Below are 17,986 nucleotides of genomic sequence, written 5' to 3'. Positions count from 1 at the left end.
GGAGCTCAGAAGAATCTGATCCCGGCCAACCGGTGACGCACCGCCGTCGCGGGGGTCAGCAGCCAGTCGACCGTCTCGACGATCCGGCCGACGCGCAGCAGCAGCTCGTCGAGGTCCTGTTCGGGGGCCGTCAGCGATCCGACGACTCCGTCCACCGACCGAACCGTGCCTGCGAACGTGTCGAGCCCGTCGGCGAACTTGTCCAGCAACGCGTCGAACCTGCCCAGCACGCGGGCGAATTCGTCGAGGGACGTCCCGATCTCGTGGGCCACCCCGTCGACGCGGCCGATGGTGACGTCGGCATTGAGTGCGGCCTGGGTGAGTCTCCTGATACGGCCGGCCGTGTCGACACCGTCCGCCCCTACACCCGTCGGTTTGCTCATCGATGTTCGCTCCTCGGCTCGTGCACGGACCTAGCGTGGGGTGTGCCCCGTGAGTGGCGGCTCGATCACCAGCGGATCGTCCGCAGCCGGTGGTCCGTAGACGCCGCCGTTCCTCGTCGTGTTCTCCTGACCCAGGTCGTCCGGTCGCGGAACGTTCACGGCGCCCCGTTGCTCCAGGTACTGCTGCGACTGGCACGTCCAGTCCAGGGCGGGCTGACTCGGTTCCGCGTCGGTCACGAGACGGCGGGGGGCGTCGTACACGCACATCGGCCCCTGCGTTCCGACCAAAAGTAGGTCCGCGAGTCCGCCCTTCTCGATCGACGCGATCTTCGGCAGCGCGCCGGGCATGATCGTCAGGCCGTAGTCGAGGGAGGGTGTGCGGTCACCGACGATCCGGGTGGGGAGAACCAGATTCGCCATCAGGGCGCCCAGTGAGTCCCGATTTCCCGACAGCAACGAGTCCAAGCTCGCCATCGTCTGCGGCGAGCGCCCGAGCAGGTCGACGAGCGCGGAGTCGTTCGCCCGCAACTGCTCGAGGACGCTCCGGGCGGTGCTCGCCGATTCCGGCAGAGCGGCGGTGAGGCGGTCGGCGGTGTCCAGGAGCGGCATGCCCTTGTTCACGATGGTCGACACTGCGTCGGTGCGGGTTTCGAGTGTCCGGGCGATCTCGGCGGAACCGTCGAGCAGGTTCTGCAGGTGGGGCCCCGTGCCCCCGAAGGCGGTGCCGAACGTGTCGGCCAGCGACGACAGAGCGGTGACGTCCATCGAGTTCACGAGGTCCGTGGTCTCGACGAGGGTCGCGTCGAGCGAGCGCGGGATTCCCTCCTCCGGGACCTCGACGACGTCCCCGTCCGCGAGGTACGGCGGGTTCGCACTGTCGGGCATGATGTCGAGCGCCTGGATGCCGATCGCGTTCTCGGTGGTGATCTTCGCCGTCGAGCCGGCCGGCACCTGGGTACCGGGATGCAGTTCGATGCCGAGGACGACGCCCGTTCCTTCGGGGTTCACGTCGACGGAGCTGATCGTGCCCACTCCGACGCCGCGATAATTGACGGACGCTCCCTGGGCGAGGCCGGCGGCGTGGTCGAGCCGCGCACTCAGGTGAATGGGACTTCCGAACGTGTCCGGGCCGGCGACGTACCGCAGCCCGAACAGCATCGCGGCGATCGAGATCACGAGGAACAGGACCAACTGCGCCACCACGTGACGTGTCATCATCGGACGCCTCCGCCGAGTACCTCGGGCAGCGTGCGGGCTTCCGGCACCTCGAGAGGAGCCGATCCGGTGAGCAACTTGGCGATGACGGCGGTGACGTCGAACGTTCCGTCGAACGTCGTGTAATCACCGGGTGTGGCCGCGGCGAATCCACCGAGGAACGTCGCCACCGAATTCAACGTCGGCGCGAGTTGTGACTCGAACCCGTCGAGTGCCGTGAGCACGGCCCCCGCGTCGCTGATCTCGGCCGACAGTTCGGATCCGGCGCTGCCGAGGACATGTTGCGCCTCGCGGCTGAGACGGGACGCCTCCCCCATCAACGCGACGATCTGATCTCGTTGCGACACCAGGAGGTCCACCGCAGGAGCCAGGTCGGTCATCGCCCGATCGAGGGTCGGTTGCCCGGCGGCGAGTTCCGCCGCGAAGGCATTGGACGCCACCATCGCCCGGTCGAGTTCGTCCCGATGGTCGTCGACGACGCCCAGTGTGTCGTTCAACATGTCCACCAGTTCCCGGACCTTGTCCGAGCGGCCCGCGAAGGCGACGGTCAATTCGTTCATGATGGCGTGCATCTGGTCGATGCCGCTGCCGTTCAGCACGGTGGCCAGCGCGGCCAGGCCGCTCTCGATGTCGGGACCGCGCGACGTCCGGTCCAGTGGGATGGTGTCACCCTCGCTCATCGGCGCGCCCGCCGCGTCCCCGACCTCGAGTCGGACGAAGGGATTGCCGAGGGCCGTGGGCAATTCGATCCGGGCCGTCGCATCCTGCGGTATCGGGACGTCGTCGCGGATCCGCATCTCGATCCGAGCGGTGAAGTCCCGGGTCGACACGTCCGAGACTCGGCCCACCACCTCTTGACCCACCCGGACCTCGGCGCCGGGGACGACACGATCTACTCCGTCGAACTGCGCGGAGATCTGATACGACGGACCGTCCGGCGAACGGCCCACCGACAGATCCTGCAGGCTCAGCGAACACCCCGCGACTGGCAGCGCCATACCGACGATCAGCGCCGCCGTCAGCGATTTCGTTCTCGTCCGGATCGTCATCGTCCTCCGACCATGAGTTCGCGCAGCCCGAACGGGTCGGACATGCTGGGCGGAAACTGAATCGGGTTGGTGATTCCCGCTCCGCGGCAGAGGATCGGATCGACCACCGCGCAGAGCGGGGACGTCGGCTCGGCCTGCGCCAGGTTGGTGGAGATGTTCAGCCGGATGCGGGCACGCTGGTCCGGGGTCACCACACGCTGGATGTTGTCGATCAGCAAGGGCACCAGGTCCATGATCTCGGCGAGGTCGGTGTCGTGTCTCTGCAGCACCTCGCTCACTCCCGCGAGGTTGTCGATTCCGGCGGTGACATCGCCGCCCCGGGCGGACACGAGTTGGTCGATCTGGTCCAGGAGCGTGGACAACTGGGTAACGGTGTCGTCGATCGCGAACTGCCGGCCGGCGAACTCGTCGCCGATCGCGGTGAGCGAACCGGCGAGCGAATCGACCTGCGCCTGACGCGACGAGATCGCGTTCACGAGCACCTCGAGGTTGTCGACGAGCGCGCCGACGTCCGCGCTGTTGCCTGCGATCACCGAACTCGCCTGCGACAGTGTGCGGATGGCGTCGTTCATCGCGGGACCGAGACCGTCCGTGGACGCGGCGGCAGCGGAGATCGCGGCACCGGCGTCACCCCCGTCCGGGCCGAGTGCCTTGACGACGGTGTCGACGCTGTCCATCAACTGGTCCCAGGTAATGGGCGAATGACTGCGCTCGGGTGGAATGGTCTGCCCACTCTCGAACACCGGGCCGCCGGTGTACGCGGGGCCGAGTTCGACGAAACGCTCACCGATCGCAGACGTCACCAGCACGTACGCGTTCGCGTCCGCGGGCAGCACGATGTCCGACGCGACGGACATCGTGACCATTACGGTCGCGCCTCTCGGCTCGACCGCCTCGACGGTGCCGACCGGAACCCCGAGCACCGAGACCTTGGTGCCGGGGAACACGCCGTTGACGTAGGCGAATTCGGAATGCACGACGGTGGACGACGTGCGGAAGATCAGCAGCCAGCCGGCCACGACGATCGCGACCACGAGCGCGAGCACGCCGCCGATCCCGGCGGCCCTGCGCGCGATGCCCGCGTTCACGAGCACCCCGTGATCAGCCCGACGACGCACAGCAGGTTGTCGGCGATGACGGCCGACGGCGCGGAGACGTCGGCCCAGTCGCCGGTTCCGGTCGCGTTCACGAGCGCCCTCGCGGCGGGTGCACCCGTGGTGAGGAGCGCGTCGAGGTTGGCGAGGTTCGCCTGCAGCCGGTCCGTCACCTGTCTCGCGTTGACGAGCAGTGAATCCAGCTCGGCGGTGTTCTCGCCGAGGAACTGGGATGCCTGTGCGACGAGCCCCTGAAGATCGTCGACCATCTGGCGGATGGCTGCACGCCGGGTGGCGAGTGTGTTCATCACGACGTCCGCGTTACCGAGCAGGGTGGTGAGCTGACCCTGCTGACCGACCAGCACGTCCGTGAGGGTCCGCGAGCTGTCGAGCAATTGCGTGACCTGATCGGCGTTCTTCGCCAGGATCGTGGACGCCGCACTCACACCCGCCAGTGCCTCCCGGTTGAGGTTCGCGTCCTGCGGCAACGTCTCCGTCACCACCGCGAGCATCTTCTGCAGTCCCCCGAGGTCGAGTTCGTCCGCCGTCTCGATCGCGGACGACCCGATGTCGTCGAGCGAATACGGGACGCTGGTGTGGCGGAGTGGAATCACCCCGTCGTCCCCCAGGTCTCCCGGCCCCGACGGTGCGACGTCCAGATAGCGCTTGCCGAGGATGGTCGACAGCTTGACCCCCGCGGACGTCGTCGATCCGAGGTGACGTTCACCGTCGAGCCGGAAGTGCACGACCACGTGATCGCCCGCCAGGTCCACTCCGGTGACCCGGCCGGCGGGGACCCCCGCCACGTACACGTAGTCCGAATCGGTCAGGCCCGCAGCGTTCGCGAGTTCGGCTGTGTAGCCGTCGGTCCGCACGGCGAAGCTCACCCGCGGGATCACCAGAACCAGCGCCAGCGCCAGCGTCGCCGCGAGAATTCCCGCGATTCCGACGATCAGCGGGTTGACGGGCCGCACGCGCTGATTTCCGGCCAGCGAGTCCCACACGTCGCGCACGTTCTCGGTGACACTCATTGGCAGTACCTCGAATGCAGGTCGGGTCCGAGGGGCGCCTTCGCGACCGTCGACGTTGACGATGAAGGTGCACAGGTAGATGTTGAGCCACGAGCCGTACGAGCCCGAGCGGTCGACGGACGAGAAGAACTCCGGCATGGCCACCATCAGGTGATCGAATTCCGGGTTCGCGCCCAGCATCGCCCCCGTCAGTGAGTGAAGTTGTTCCACGGTGCGGCTGAGCTCCGGGACGCGCCCGTCCACGATCTGCAGCGCCGAGCGGCTCACCGCCGCACTCTGATCGAGGGTGTCCATGAGAACCTCGTTGTTCTCGGCCAGCATCCCGGTGAACTGGGTGAGGCTGTCGACCAGGTGGGACAGTTCGGGACCCCGCGCCGCCGCCGTTCCCACCACCACCTCGAGGTTCCGGATGAGGTCGCCGATCAGCTGATCGTGATTCGCCAGGTTGCCGGTGACGTCCGCCACCCTGCGCAGCAGAGTTTCCATGCTCGTCTTCCTGCCGTCGAACACCGCGACTACTTCGGTTGCGAGTGCGTTGACCTGTTTCGGGTCGATGGCGTCGAACAGTGGCTTGAATCCGTTGAAGAGGCTGGTGAGGTCGAGGGCGGGCGACGTTCGGTCGAGCGGGATCGTGTCGCCCTCCTCGAGGGTGCCCTCGTCCGACGGCCCGGCCGCGAGATCGAGATACCGGACCCCCAACAGGTCGCCGTATCGGATGGCGACGGTGGTGTCGGCGGGAAGTTCCTGATCGCGCTGCACCTCGAAGTCCACCAGGGCGGTGGCACTTCCGGCGTCGCCGTCGACGATGTCGATCGAATCGACACGTCCCACCCGCACACCGGCGATGGTGACGTCGCTGCCGGGAGTGACACCCTGGGCGTCGGTGAACAACGCCTTGTACGTGACGGTCTGCCCCTCCACCGGCACCCGCAGCGTGTTCACGACGAGCACTGCCGAGAGGATGCCGAGGACACCGAAGATCGCGAGTTTGATTGCCGAGTTCCGGACGCTCATCCTCCGCCACCTCCCCCACAGTTCGGTCCGTCCATGCCGGGATACTGCGGGCAGTCGGCCGACGTGTAGGGCCGCGGGTTGGACAGGTCCGCGGCGACGCGGACCGCGAATTTGCCGGTGGAGAAGACGGCGGCACCGGCCTCGCCGAACGGGCCTGCCTCGTCGAGGGTGGCCCGCAGCAGATCGGACTTGCTGGCCATCGTGCCCAGGGTCGGCGAGACGTTCAGGGCCACCGCGATCATGTTGTCCGCGTTCTGTTCCAGGACGTCGCCGGAATTCCTCGAGACGACGAGCGAGGCGGCGAGGAAACCGGTGAAGCTGTCGGTGTTCTCGACGAGAGTGCTCGACAGCGACACCGCGGCGTCCATGGCGGCGAGGACGTCCGGCGCGGCCGCGGCCAGTTGCTCACTGATCCGGGCGATCTGCGGAGCCCGCTCCGCGACCGACTCGACGAGTGGCGCGGTGGATGTCGCCACAGCGTGGAGGCTGTCGATAGTGTGCCCCAACCGCTCGCCGCGACCCCGCAACGCGTCGGCGACGGCGCTGAGTGCGGCCTGCATCTGCTCGGGCTTCACCCGCGACAGCATGTCGTAGACCTTCGAGTACAGGTCGTACATCTGGACGGTCTCGGCTGAGGTGTCGGGTTGCAGCCGCGCGCCGGCCTCGAGTCGGGCGCCGCCGGTTCCGGCGGTCGACACCAGCTCGACAGTCTGGTCGCCGAACAGCGTGCGGGGCACGACCCGCACCTGGACGGACGCCGGGATGTGGCGCATCTGCTCGGGGCGGAGACTGATGTCCATGCCCGTCTCGTTCATTCCGGGGTCGACACTCGACACGGTTCCGACGGTCGCCCCCTTGTAGGACACCGTGGTGTGCGACTTCACTGCACCGGCGTCGGCCGGAAGTGTCGCTGTCACCACGGGATCGGTGACGATCGTTCCGGTGCCGAAACCGACCAGCAATGCCGATCCCAGGATCAGGACCGCCACTCCGATCACCCCCCGCACTGCGAGTGCGCCGGTGCCCGGCCCACCCGGGCGACCGCGCATCACGGCAACCCCAGGGCGGGGGCGGACGGGACGAGGCCCCACAGCGAGAGCGTGAGCAGCAGATCGACGATGCCGATGGCGAGGATGCTGGTCCGCAACGCGCGTCCGGCCGCACGGCCGACGCCCTCGGGGCCGCCGTGCGCGTGGTACCCGTACGAGCAGTGGACGAGCGCGATGATCGTCGCGAACACGACGGCCTTGACGAACGAGTACGCGACGTCGGTGGGGGTGAGCATGAGATGGAAGTAGTAGTCGTACGTTCCGGCCGACTGCCCGCCGAACGTGACGATCACCAGCCGCGAAGCCAGGTACGACGACAACAGGCCGACGACGTACAACGGGACCACACAGATCAGGCACGAGACGAGTCGTGTGCTCGCGAGGAACGGCAGCGACCGGATCGCCATCGCGTCCAGCGCACTGATCTCCTCCGAGATGCGCATGGCGCCGAGTTGCGCGGTGAACCCGGTTCCGACCTTCGCCGCGAGCGCGATACTGGCGATCACGGGCGCCAGTTCGCGGGTGTTGAGGATCGCCGACAGGAGTCCGGACAGGGATCCCATGCCGAGCAGGTCCAGTCCGCGCAGCCCCTCGATGCCCACCTGCGTCGCGGCGACGGCGGACATCGCGAAGACGACACCGATCGCGCCGCCGCCGGCGAGCAGCGTGGCACCGCCGAAGCTGATGTCGCCGATCTGACGCATGATGTGCCGCCAGTACTTCACGATCGCGAGGGGAACTCCGGCGATCACGCTGCCGTAGAACGTGAATTCCCGGCCCAGCCCCGTCATCAGGTCCAGGGGCTGACGGGCCCGGGCCCGCACCCAGTGCACTGCGGGCCATCTGGTGCTCACGACCATCAGTAACCACCTACCGGGACGACGAGAACGGAATAGAGCTGACTGAGCACGGTGTTGACGATGAAGACCAGGATGAAGGCCAGAACGACGGCCTCGTTGACGGCGTCGGCGACACCGCTGGGCCCGCCCTTGGCGTGCAGCCCCTTGAAACTGGCGACAAGCGCCGACGTCACCGCGAACGCCATCGATTTGACGAGGGCGACCACGAAATCCGACAACCGCGTGTATTGGGACAGTGCAGTGAGAAAGCTTCCCGCCGAACTGTTCTGGACGATCACCTGGAAGAGGAAGCAGGCCGACACTCCGACGGCGGTGACCATCGCGCAGAGTGCGATGCCGACGATCACCGCTGCGAGCACGCGCGGGACCACGAGCCGCTCGATCACGTTGAGCCCGAGCACCTCCATGGCCTCGACCTCTTCGCGGATCGTCCGCGAGCCGAGGTCGGCGCAGATCGCGGACCCTCCGACCCCGGCCAGCATCAGCGCGCAGACCAGGGCGGACGCCTGCCCGACGATCACGAACCCCACGACCGCCCCGGTGTACCCCTCGGCGCCGAGCTGACCGGCGAGGCTACCGATCGTGACAGCGATGAGGACTCCGATGGGGATCATCAACAGCAGGGCGGGCGCCGACGTGACCGACGCGAGCCGCCAGGCCTGGTCCAGCAGTTCCCGCCAGGCCAGCTTGCGCCGCACCAGAACTCGTACCGCGGCCACCGTGGTCGCGATGGAGAATCCGATGAGTGCGCCGACTTCGTTGGCGAAATGACTCACGGGCCCTTTGGCGGGTGGCAACTCGAATGTCACGCGGTCCTCCCCCGTTGCCGGTCACCGCAGAGCGGGGACCGGCCTCGAGATGTTCGATACGAGGTCAGACGACCGCGACGCCGGTTGCGCCGTGGGCCTTTCGGAGCTCGCCTTTGACGACCTTGCCGCTGGCGTTGCGGGGCAGAGCGTCGACGATCACGACGTCTTTCGGGTGCTTGTACCGGGCGAGCTTGTCGTCGAGCCACGCCGCGAGTTCTTCCACGGTGAGGTCGGATCCCTCGTCGTCGAGTGCGACGACGGCGACGGGCACCTCGGTCCACTTGGGATCGGGCCGGCCGACGACGGCGGCCTCCCGGATCCGCGGGTGTCCGAACAGGACGTTCTCCACCTCGGCGCAGTAGATGTTCTCGCCGCCGGAGATGATCATGTCCTTCTTCCGGTCGACGACGTAGACGAATCCTTCGTCGTCCTGTCGCACCAGATCTCCGGAATGGAACCACCCGCCTGCGAACGCGTCCGCCGTGGCGGCCGGGTTCTGCCAGTACTCCAGCATCATCGTCGGTCCGCGGTAGACGATCTCGCCGACGGTCCCGGGTGCGACGTCGTTCATGTCGTCGTCGACGACGCGCGTCTGGATCGTCGGGATCGGCTTGCCCACCGAGCCCAGCTTGCGGATCGCGTCGTCACCGTCGAGGACACAGGTGATGGGCGACATCTCGGTCTGCCCGAACACCGCGACTATGAGCGCCCGCGGGAACGTGTCCGCCATGGCGCGCAGCACCGTATCCGATGCGGGCGCCGCCCCCCAGCTGATGACTCGGAGGGCGAGATCGCGACCCCGGACGGTCGGGTCGGCGCAGACGGCCTGCCACTGCACCGGCACGAGGAACACCGTCGTGATCCGCTCCTGCTCCCACACGTCGAGCATCTCGGTGGGGTTGAACGCTTTGAGGGGGTGAATCACCGTGGTACCCCCGAGCATCAGCATCGGGGCGACGGAACCGAGCGCGGCCACGTGGAACACGGGGGACGCGAGAAACCCGATGTCGTCGCCGCGGTCGTAACGCATCGCGCGGATACAGGTGATGGACTGTCCGACCATGTTCGAGTGCGACAGCACCGCACCCTTGGGCGTACCCGTCGTTCCGGACGTGTAGAGGATCAGCGACGGTGTGTCCTCCGGCAGATCGACGGGGGCATGGGCCGGGCCGTCCTCCGACACGAGTTCTTCGTAACCGAGCACGTCGGCTTCCGTGTCGGCGCCGATGTTCACGACCAGGCTCAGTCCGGGAACGTCCTGCCGCACCGCGGCGACCAGCGGTGCGAGCGCGGGCTCGGTGAACACCGCACGAGCCCCCGAGTCACGGGCGATGAACGCGACCTCGGGTGGGGTGAGCCGGAAGTTGACGGGAACCGCGATGGCGCCGAGGGCGTTGATCGCAAGAACCGCCTCGAAGAACTCGGTGCGGTTGAGGGTGAGCAGCAGGACACGGTCGCCGAAGTTCACACCGCGCCGGGACAGTGCGCCGGCGAGCGCCTCCGATCGGTCGTGCAAGTCGCGCCAGGTCGTACTGTGCCCGAGAAAGCGGAACGCGGCCTGATCGGGCTTCATCTCCGCGTGTGAGGCAACCCAGTTGTTCCAGTGGTTGCGGCGGGATTGCAGTGGCTGCTCCAGCAGCTCGCTACGTGACGACATGTGGTGGTGGTCCCTTCGCTGTACTCGTGCCCGGCGCCTGTGTGCCTGTTCGGACCTGCACCGAGATGTGACGAGTATTACAGATCTCGACGTCTATCGGAACAATCTTGTTAACCGCAATTCGCATCAGCTCCGGAACTTCGGAGTGCGTTTCGCGAGCATCGCGGTGACCCCTTCGACGAAGTCGGGGCCCTGCAACAGTTCCGTTTGGCCCGCCTTCTCGCGGTCGAGCGATGCGTCCAGAGCTGTCAGTGTCGCTGCGGTGAGTGCCCGCTTGGTGAGTTCGATGGCCCGCCTCGGACCACGAGCCAGCCGGACCGCCACGGCATCGACGTGCGCGGCGAGTTCGTCCGGTGGGAGAACACCCGCGATCAGGCCCTCCCGCTCCGCCTCCGCGGCGGGCAGGCGCTCCCCGAGGAGAGCCATCCGGGTGGCCCGCGCCCGGCCGATGGACGCCGCGATCAGCGCGCTGGAACCGCCGTCGGGCATCAACCCGATGTTGACGAACGCGAGGAGTAGATAGGCATTCTCGGAGGCGTACGTCAGATCGGCGGTCAGAGCGATAGACGCCCCGACCCCCGCGGCCGCCCCGTTCACCTGCGCGATGACCGGAACGGGCAACTCGACGATGGCACGAACCACCCGGTTGGCGGAGTCCATGACCACCTCGGCGGGCGCTTCCCGGCCTCCGGCCGCGGCGGCCGCCGCGAGGTCCGCGCCCGTGCTGAACGCCTTGCCCGACCCCGCGATGACCACGACACGAACGGAGGAATCCGTGGCGGCTGCAGTGAGCACGTCTCCCAGCGCCGTCATGTGCGCCAGGTCGAGGGCGTTCATCCGGTCGGGCCGGTCGATCGTGATCCGGAGGATCCCGGCCTCGTTGACGACGCGTAGCCCGTCGACCGCCGGGGCGGTCACGACACCGCGCCGATACGCGAGTCGACCGTGCTCGCGAGCCGCCCGGTGATGATCGATTGCGCCTCCGTGACCATCCGGGTCACGAGTTCGCGCACCGTCGGGATGTCGTCGATCAGGCCCTGGCTCTGTCCCGCGGTCCAGATTCCGGCGTCGAGATCGCCCTTTTCGAACACCGTGCGTCCCCGGGCTCCGGCGACGAGATGCTGGATGTCGGCGAATTCGCAGCCACGGGATTCGATGTCGACCACCTCGGTGCTGACCGCGTTGGTCGCGACGCGGGCGGTGTTGCGAAGGGAGCGGAAGATGAGTTCGGTGTCGCGTTCGGTGTTGGCGACGATCCGTTCCTTGACGGCGTGTGCCACCGGGGATTCGACCGTGCACATGAATCGGGTGCCCATGTTCACGCCGTCGGCGCCGAGTGCGAGTGCTGCGACGAAACCACGCGCGTCCGCGATACCACCGGACGCGATCAGGGGGATCGTGAGCTTTCGGGCGGCTGCCGGGATCAGAATCAGGCCCGCGACGTCGTCCTCACCCGGGTGCCCTGCGCATTCGAAGCCGTCGATGCTGACCGCGTCGACACCTACCTGTTCCGCCTTCACCGCGTGCCGCACGCTCGTGCACTTGTGGATCACCTTGATCCCCGCGTCCTTGAGGTGCGGGAGGTGGTCCGCCGGATTGGAGCCGGCGGTCTCGACGATGCCGATTCCGGAATCGATGATCGCCTGGCGGTACTCGGCGTACGGCGGCGGGTTGATCGACGGGAGGATCGTCAGATTCACACCGAAGGGCTTGTCGGTGAGCTCCCGTGTGCGGGCGATCTCCGCGACGAGATCTTCGGGAGTCGGCTGGGTGAGCGCGGTGAGAAATCCGAGCGCCCCCGAATCGGCCACGGCCGCTACGAGTTCGGCACGGCCGACCCACATCATGCCGCCCTGGACGATCGGATGCTCGACACCGAAGGCCTCGGTGAATTTCGTCCTCATATCAGTTCACCTCTTCGAACGTGCCGCCTGTGGCGGCCTTGTCCAGCAGCAGTTGGGGTGGAAGGAATCGGACGCCGTACCGTGCGGCCAGCAGTTGCGCCCGGGAGACGAATCCCTGGATCCCGCCCGGGTACTGGTCGATGTAGCGGGCCACGCCACCGGTCCAGCCGGGGTAGCCGATACCGAGAATGGAACCGACATTGGCGTCGGTGGTCGACTCGAGCACACCCTCTTCCAGGCATCGGACCGTCTCGACGGCCTCGATGAAGAGCATCCGCTCCTTGATGTCCTCGAACGGGATCTCGGTATGCGCACCATCGCGCCGGAACATCTCGAGCCCGGACCACAATCCGACCCGCCTACCGTCCGCGTACTCGTAGAAACCGGCGCCCGTGGAGCGGCCCTTGCGACCGAATTCGTCGATCATCCGATCGACGACGGCATCCGCCGGATGCGGCTCCCAGGTCTTCCCCTCGGCGAGTATCGCGGCCTTCGTCTCCTCGCGGATCTTGCGGGGCAGAGTGAGCGTGAGTTCGTCCATCAACGCGAGGACGGGAGCGGGATATCCGGCCTGCGACACCGCCTGCTCGATCGACACCGGGGAGACGCCCTCGCCGAGCATCGCGATGCCTTCGTTGGTGAAGGTACCGATGACGCGGCTCGTGAAGAAACCGCGGCTGTCGTTGACGACGATCGGAGTCTTGCCGATCTGCCGGACCACGGCGAGCGCGCGTCCGAGCGCGTCGTCGCTGGTCTTCTCGCCCTTGATGATCTCGACCAGGGGCATCTTGTCGACCGGCGAGAAGAAGTGCAGGCCGATGAAGTCCTCGGTACGCGACAGGTTCTCGCCGAGGAGGGTGATCGGCAATGTCGACGTGTTGGTGCAGAGCAGCGCGTCGGGCGCGATGAAGCCGTCGATCTCGGCGAACACCGTGTTCTTCACGGCCGGGTCCTCGAACACGGCCTCGATGACCAGCTGGGCACCTGCGGTGTCCTCGGGCCGGTCGGTGGGGAGGATCCGCGCGAGGATCGTTTCGGCCTTCCCGGCGGACGTCCGGCCCTTGGCGACTGCCTTGTCCAGAAGAGTCTTCGAGTACCCCTTGCCCTTCTCGGCCGCGGCCAGGCTCACGTCCTTCAGCACCACGTTCATGCCCGACTCGGCACACACGTACGCGATGGCCGCGCCCATCATCCCCGCGCCGAGCACCGCGACGGTGCCGACGGGTGCGCGGTCGGCACCGCCGTACTGGTTGACCAGACTGTTGGCCTTCTGGAGGTCGAAGAAGAACGCGCGGATCATGTTCTTCGAGATCTGCCCCGTCGCCAGCCCGGCGAAGTAGCGGTTCTCGATCTTCTGAGCCGTGTCGAAGTCGACGAGCGCACCTTCGACGGCAGCGCTCATGATCGCGATCGGAGCCGGATAGGGCGCGCCTTTGAGCTGTTTCCGCAGGTTGGCGGGGAAGGCGGGAAGATTCGCGGCCAGCGCCGGGGACGCGGGAGTTCCACCGGGAATCCGGTACCCCTGCACGTCCCACGGCTGCACTGCATCGGGGTTCTCGGCGATCCACTTCCTCGCCGCGGGCACCAGGTGGTCGACATCGTCCACGAGCTCGTCGATCAGACCGAGACCGTGCGCCTTCTCCGCTGTGTGGCGCTGCCCCTGCAGGAGAACCTGCGTGAGGGCGGAGACGACTCCGAGCAGGCGCACCGTCCGGACCACACCTCCCCCGCCGGGAAGGAGCCCGTGCGTCACCTCGGGGAGTCCGATCTGCACGCCTGCGGCATTCAGCGCGATCCGATGGTGGGTGGCGAGTGCGATCTCGAGTCCGCCGCCGAGAGCGGCGCCGCCGATGGCCGCGACGACGGGCCTGCCCAGCGTCTCCAGCCTGCGCAGTGGTTCCTTGATTCGGTCGACGTTCGCCATCACCGCCTCTGCCTGTCCCGCGCGGGACTTCAGGATGTCGTTGAGGTCGCCGCCGGCGAAGAACGTCTTCTTCGCGGAGGTGACCACGACTCCGGCAATGGTGTCGCGCTCGGTGGTCAAGCGGTCGACGACCTCGCCCAGGGACACGATGAACCCCTCGTTCATCGTGTTCGCGGACTGGGCGGGGTCGTCGAGAACGAGGGTGACGATTCCGTCCGCGTCCTTCTCGTACCGAATTGTGCTGTCAGTCATGCTGTTCGCTTCTCCTGTGGTCAGTGCTGGATGCGTTCGACGACCGTCGCGATGCCCATGCCCGCGCCGACGCACAGGGTGGCCAGGCCGTAACGCTTGCCTCGACGTTCGAGTTCGTCGAGCAGCGTGCCGAGGATCATTGCGCCGGTGGCGCCCAGGGGGTGGCCCATCGCGATGGCACCACCGTTCACGTTCACCTTGGCGAGCGGGATCTCGAGGTCTTTGGCAAACTTCAGTGCCACGGAGGCGAATGCCTCGTTGATCTCGAACAGATCGATGTCGGAGACGACCAGTCCGGCTTTCGCGAGTGCTTTGCGCGCCGACGGCGCGGGACCGGTGAGCATGATCGTCGACTCGGAGCCGATGACGGCCGTGGACACGATCCGGCCGCGCGGCGCGAGGCCGGCGCGTTCGCCGGCTTCGGCGCTGCCGATGAGCATCAGGGAGGCACCGTCCACGATTCCGGACGAGTTGCCGGCGTGGTGGACATGATCGATGCGCTCCACCCAGTGGTATTTCTGCAGTGCCACCGCGGAGAATCCGCCTTGCTCCCCCAGCGCGGCGAATGACGGCTGCAACGCCGCCAGGACCTCGACGGTGGCGCCGGGCCGCATGTGCTCGTCCCGGTCGAGGACGACGACACCGTTGCGATCCCGCACCGGGACGACCGAGCGGTCGAACCGTCCGCGGGCCCACGCCTCGGCCGCCAGTTCCTGTGAGCGAACCGCGAACTCGTCGACCTGGCTGCGACCGAATCCCTCGATGGTCGCGATGAGATCGGCGCCGATCCCCTGTGGAACCATGTACGTGTCGTAGTTGGTCGCCGGATCGAGTCCCCATGCACCGCCGTCCGACCCCATGGGAACCTTCGACATGGACTCGACGCCACCGGCGAGAACGAAGTCTTCCCAGCCGGACGCCACTTTCTGCGCGGCGAGGTTGACGGCCTCGAGCCCGGAGGCGCAGAAGCGGTTGATCTGGACACCCGCGACGGTCTCGGGCAGTCCGGCAGCCAGCGCCGCGACCCGCGGAAGCACGCCGCCCTGTTCACCCAGCGGCGACACGATGCCGAGCACGATGTCGTCGATCAGTGCCGGGTCCAGATTCGGATTCCGGACCTGGATCTCCTCGATCAACCCGACCGCCAGGTCGATTGGCTTGGTGCCGTGCAGGGCACCGTTGCTCTTGCCCCGCCCACGGGGGGTTCTGATCGCGTCGAAGATCAATGCCTGCCCGCTCTGCCGGGTTGCACTCATGATCCAGCTACCTCCGATAGTTCGAAATGTGACATCCAGGAGCGCACGACCGTCAGGAGACCGCGGACACATGCGAATTGCGGTTAACTTATTCCGCTTGTTCCTCACGTGTCAATACCCCCACGACACCTCCGCAGCCGGATTCACCGGCATTTTCCGAGAATGCGGCGTGGCGCTTTCTTCGCACGCGACCCTCAGCCGACCCGACGATGCGAAAGTCTCGGTTAAGATGATCGACAGTTAAACTGGCAGATGACTGCCGATTACTGGAGGTGACCGTGGCTCGGACCAGCACGGCGGCCGGTGCCGCCACCGAGCGGCCGATCCGCCGTCGCCCGAAGAACCGCAAGGCCCAGATCGCGAACGTCGCTGCCGAGGCCTTCAGCGAGCGCGGCTACCACGCGGTCGGCGTCGACGAGATCGCCGCCACCATCGGGATCTCCGGCCCCGCCCTCTACCGGCACTACCCCAACAAGTACGCCCTGCTCGTACACGCCGCCACCACGACGGCCGACGCTCTGCAGGCAGCCGCGGACGGCGCGCTCGAGGGGATGGCCGAACGCGAGCCCGGAGACCGCCTCGACCATCTGGTCTCCGCGCTCGTCGCGAACACCATCGAGAACCGCAAGGTCGCCGGGCTCTACCGCTGGGAGGGCCGGTACCTCGAGGCCGAGGATCGCACGCGAATCCGCGACGTCTTCGTTCACGTCACCCAGTGCGTGGCGGGCCCCCTGCGGGAACTGCGCCCCGAACTCACGTCCGTCGACGCCACGACGCTGGGGGCGTCGACACTGAGCGTGATGGGGAGCATCAGCGCACACCGCACCACCCTCGCGACGCGCCGGCTCGACGCGCTGTTGAAGTCGGCGTGCGAATCGATCCTGCGTGCGACACTGCCTCCCGCCGTCCCGGCCGACGGAAGGAACGCGGGCACAGGTGCGGTACGCGGCCTGGCGGTGACGTCCAAGCGCGAGTTGCTGATCAACGAGGCCGTGAAGATATTCGACCGGCACGGCTATCACGACTCGAGCATCGAAGAAATCGGCGCCGCGGCCGGCATCAACGCGTCGAGCGTGTACCGCCACTTCCCCAGCAAGGCCGACCTTCTCGCAGCGGTGTTCTACCGTGCGTCCGACCGGCTGGCCGTGGCCACCTCGGCGGCGCTGTCCACCGCCACCGGCCCCGAGGATGCGCTCCGCAAACTCGCGGAGTCCTATCTGGAACTCTCCTTCCGGAACCCGGAAGTGCTGTCGGTGTACTTCGCGGAGATCGGGAATCTCCCGAAGAACGAGCGGACCAATCTCCGCAACGTGCAGCGCCTACACGTCGAGGAGTGGGTCCACCTGGTGACCACCGTGCGCTCCGAACTCTCGGCTCCGGAGGCACGGTTCCTGGTTCACGCAGCGCTGGGATTGGTTCTCGATATCGGCCGACTGGTCCACTTCGACACCCGCGAGGAGTCGCGTGCGCGTCTCCACACCCTGATGACGGCGGTACTGCTCGGCCACTGAGGCCGTGCCCCTGGACGAATCACCCAGGGACACAGCCCGTCATGCGACCCGTCGACGGGCTCCACGGTGATTGTCGCCGTCCGCCCCCAGGTCCCGGGGACGGTAGCCGACCGGGTATCCGGGGTAGCTCCGGTTGTGCCGATCCCGGGCGGCCTTGGACTCCCGCCGCGGCGGCAGGAAGCGCACGAACCTCGCCCGGATCCCCAGCGCACGGCGGGACGCGTTCTGCAGCCAGACCGGGGCGGCGGGAAACCCGAACGCCGACAGCATCATCGGGTCGAGGAGGGCGTAGACCCCCTGAGCGACGAGCGGCCGGACGGGCGCCGGAAACCAGGAGCAGAACAGCTTCAGCGTGTAGGTACCGACGCGATGGTTGTCGTCGGTGTACCGGAAATGCCGCCGCTCGTAGTCGACCTTGAACCGGTAGAAGGCCTCGAAATCTTCGGGAATGTTCTTGATTCCCATCCGGATTCCCACCTGACGGTAGAAATGGAAACACGCGAGACGCTCGTTCGGGGTCAGCCGCCGCCACCCGAAGCGGTCGATCCAGTCGATCGGCTCGTAGATGAAGGTGGTCAGCACGTACAGCATGTCGTCGTTGTCGATGTCGTACTTGCCGTGCATGCGGTTCACGACGCGCAGCGATTCAACGCCGCGCTCGGAGTCGTAGCCGTGTTCGACGAGTTCGGCCATCAGCAGCGCGGTGTCGTCGTACCGCTTCTGTGGTCGTTTCTCGAACTCACCGGTGCGCTGCAGCAGTTCCGAAATGGTGGGGACGCAGTACGTCCGGAACAGCGCGAACTCGAGGGATCGCTGGTAGTCCCACGGAAATTCGTAGCCGGCCGTGATGCGATGGATCTCCTGGTGATCCCGAACCGGGTCGAGTTCCTCGATGCGGCGCTGCCAGCCGTGCCTGCCCCGCGGAATCCCGCCCGGCGCGCCGCTGTCGGCGCGCTTGGTCTTCATCAGCATGTGAAT

15 protein-coding genes are annotated in these 17,986 nt (G+C 67.1%); 1 reads left to right on the top strand and 14 read right to left on the bottom strand.

The features are described 5' to 3' along the window. Positions 1-5 precede the first annotated feature (5 nt). The 13 genes from RHA1_RS29940 to RHA1_RS29880 form a co-directional block, all read right to left on the bottom strand. On the bottom strand, positions 6-383 hold the full coding sequence (locus tag RHA1_RS29940; protein WP_011598156.1) for a hypothetical protein: 378 nt from the start codon (positions 381-383) through the stop codon (positions 6-8). 30 nt (positions 384-413) lie between these two features. Continuing rightward, on the bottom strand, positions 414-1,601 hold the full coding sequence (locus tag RHA1_RS29935) for an MlaD family protein (RefSeq protein WP_011598155.1): 1,188 nt from the start codon (positions 1,599-1,601) through the stop codon (positions 414-416). Continuing rightward, positions 1,598-2,647 (bottom strand): MCE family protein, encoded by a 1,050-nt coding sequence (locus RHA1_RS29930; RefSeq protein WP_011598154.1) that lies wholly within the window; start codon positions 2,645-2,647, stop codon positions 1,598-1,600. Before RHA1_RS29930 ends, RHA1_RS29935 begins: the two co-directional genes overlap by 4 nt. After that, positions 2,644-3,735 (bottom strand): MCE family protein, encoded by a 1,092-nt coding sequence (locus RHA1_RS29925; RefSeq protein WP_011598153.1) that lies wholly within the window; start codon positions 3,733-3,735, stop codon positions 2,644-2,646. Before RHA1_RS29925 ends, RHA1_RS29930 begins: the two co-directional genes overlap by 4 nt. After that, on the bottom strand, positions 3,732-5,786 hold the full coding sequence (locus tag RHA1_RS52065) for an MCE family protein (protein ID WP_011598152.1): 2,055 nt from the start codon (positions 5,784-5,786) through the stop codon (positions 3,732-3,734). The genes RHA1_RS29925 and RHA1_RS52065 overlap by 4 nt, the downstream gene beginning before the upstream one ends. Then, positions 5,783-6,835, bottom strand: a complete 1,053-nt coding sequence (locus tag RHA1_RS29915; RefSeq protein ID WP_011598151.1) for an MCE family protein — start codon at positions 6,833-6,835, stop codon at positions 5,783-5,785. The genes RHA1_RS52065 and RHA1_RS29915 overlap by 4 nt, the downstream gene beginning before the upstream one ends. Next, on the bottom strand, positions 6,835-7,695 hold the full coding sequence (locus tag RHA1_RS29910) for an MlaE family ABC transporter permease (RefSeq protein ID WP_011598150.1): 861 nt from the start codon (positions 7,693-7,695) through the stop codon (positions 6,835-6,837). The genes RHA1_RS29915 and RHA1_RS29910 overlap by 1 nt, the downstream gene beginning before the upstream one ends. Then, positions 7,695-8,504 carry an MlaE family ABC transporter permease gene (locus RHA1_RS29905; protein WP_011598149.1) on the bottom strand — a complete coding sequence of 270 codons (810 nt, stop codon included), beginning with the start codon at positions 8,502-8,504 and terminating at the stop codon, positions 7,695-7,697. The genes RHA1_RS29910 and RHA1_RS29905 overlap by 1 nt, the downstream gene beginning before the upstream one ends. A 64-nt stretch (positions 8,505-8,568) precedes the next feature. After that, a complete protein-coding gene (fadD5, locus tag RHA1_RS29900; protein WP_011598148.1) occupies positions 8,569-10,161 on the bottom strand; it encodes a fatty-acid--CoA ligase FadD5 in 1,593 nt (530 codons plus the stop codon). Between the two features lie 126 nt (positions 10,162-10,287). Further along, positions 10,288-11,079 carry an enoyl-CoA hydratase gene (locus tag RHA1_RS29895; protein ID WP_011598147.1) on the bottom strand — a complete coding sequence of 264 codons (792 nt, stop codon included), beginning with the start codon at positions 11,077-11,079 and terminating at the stop codon, positions 10,288-10,290. Then, a complete protein-coding gene (locus tag RHA1_RS29890; protein WP_011598146.1) occupies positions 11,076-12,065 on the bottom strand; it encodes an NAD(P)H-dependent flavin oxidoreductase in 990 nt (329 codons plus the stop codon). Before RHA1_RS29890 ends, RHA1_RS29895 begins: the two co-directional genes overlap by 4 nt. Before the next feature lies 1 nt (position 12,066). Continuing rightward, positions 12,067-14,241, bottom strand: coding sequence for a 3-hydroxyacyl-CoA dehydrogenase NAD-binding domain-containing protein (locus RHA1_RS29885; protein ID WP_011598145.1), 2,175 nt, complete (start codon positions 14,239-14,241; stop codon positions 12,067-12,069). 20 nt (positions 14,242-14,261) lie between these two features. Beyond that, positions 14,262-15,497, bottom strand: coding sequence for an acetyl-CoA C-acetyltransferase (locus RHA1_RS29880; RefSeq protein ID WP_011598144.1), 1,236 nt, complete (start codon positions 15,495-15,497; stop codon positions 14,262-14,264). 272 nt (positions 15,498-15,769) lie between these two features. On the opposite strand from RHA1_RS29880, the gene RHA1_RS29875 reads away from it, so the two are divergent. Next, positions 15,770-17,008 carry a TetR/AcrR family transcriptional regulator gene (locus RHA1_RS29875; RefSeq protein ID WP_011598142.1) on the top strand — a complete coding sequence of 413 codons (1,239 nt, stop codon included), beginning with the start codon at positions 15,770-15,772 and terminating at the stop codon, positions 17,006-17,008. A gap of 39 nt (positions 17,009-17,047) precedes the next feature. On the opposite strand, the gene RHA1_RS29870 is transcribed toward RHA1_RS29875, so the two are convergent. Beyond that, the gene (locus tag RHA1_RS29870; RefSeq protein ID WP_011598141.1) at positions 17,048-17,980 is read right to left on the bottom strand and encodes an oxygenase MpaB family protein; all 933 of its coding nucleotides are present in this window, start codon (positions 17,978-17,980) and stop codon (positions 17,048-17,050) included. Between the last annotated feature and the right edge of the window lie 6 nt (positions 17,981-17,986).

The organism is Rhodococcus jostii RHA1 (genome assembly GCF_000014565.1).
GTDB classification, from domain to species: domain Bacteria; phylum Actinomycetota; class Actinomycetes; order Mycobacteriales; family Mycobacteriaceae; genus Rhodococcus_F; species Rhodococcus_F jostii_A.
Note: the sequence above shows the minus strand (reverse complement) of the source record. Positions and strands in the feature narration are given on the sequence as shown.